Annotated in this window: 1 protein-coding gene; it reads left to right on the top strand. The window is 43.2% G+C overall.

Going from position 1 to position 752, the window contains the following annotated elements; translation table 11 throughout:
• Window positions 1-150: 150 nt before the first annotated feature.
• Complete coding sequence (locus R7190_RS27085; protein ID WP_318137830.1) at window positions 151-639, top strand: RDD family protein; 489 nt, start codon at window positions 151-153, stop codon at window positions 637-639.
• Window positions 640-752: the final 113 nt, after the last annotated feature.

The raw sequence follows: 752 nt of genomic DNA, 5'->3' as shown, positions 1-752 counted from the left end.
TATCCACCCATCGCTGAAACCGAGATAACTAAGTTATATCGGTGTAAATTAAAAATCACTTTTGAGACATGATACGAATTTATAGACTTATCAATTGAGCACATATGCAACAATGCCTAAACTGCGTTCACTGTTGTTGTAGGTGGTTATATGTACTCTTCAATTGCGAGCAAAATGCAGCGGCTTATAGGCGGTTTCGTTGATCTGTTCGTCGTCATTAGCGTTGTCGTTGTTATCGCGTTGGGTATCAATTTTTGGCTCTATGACTTCCGTTTATCCCTGCAAGAAAACTTCACGCTTGTTTACGACACCCACGCTGTGCACCTCCTCACAGTTCCCATTCTTCTCGTGATTAACTGGTATTGGTTGAAGGAAGGGCAAACCATCGGCATGCGTTTTGTTGGTATCAAAGTGGTGATGAAAAATGGTCGTGCCGCGACCAAAGTGACGGTTTCCATCCGGCTTGGCATCAGCTACCTACTCGAAATGTTTATTCCTGGTGTTCCGTTGGTGAACCTTGTGTTGCTTGTTTTTCATCCAGAGCGACGTTTGTTGCATGATTTCCTCACCAAGACCAAAGTCGTGCAAGCACCTGACTTGCTGCTGTCTATTTTGCATGATCAAAAAAAGCCACATTAAGTGGCTTTTTAAATCAGGTCAGTCAATCAACGACTATTGCTGATTGATGTACGCTTTAAAGCGCGCTTTTGTTTCTGCGTCTGCTTTTTGGCACCAGAAGTGCAGCATTTCTT

The organism is Vibrio sp. 1078-1 (assembly GCF_033340475.1).
The sequence above is the reverse complement of the archived record's forward strand: the minus strand, read 5'-3'. Positions and strand labels throughout refer to the sequence as shown.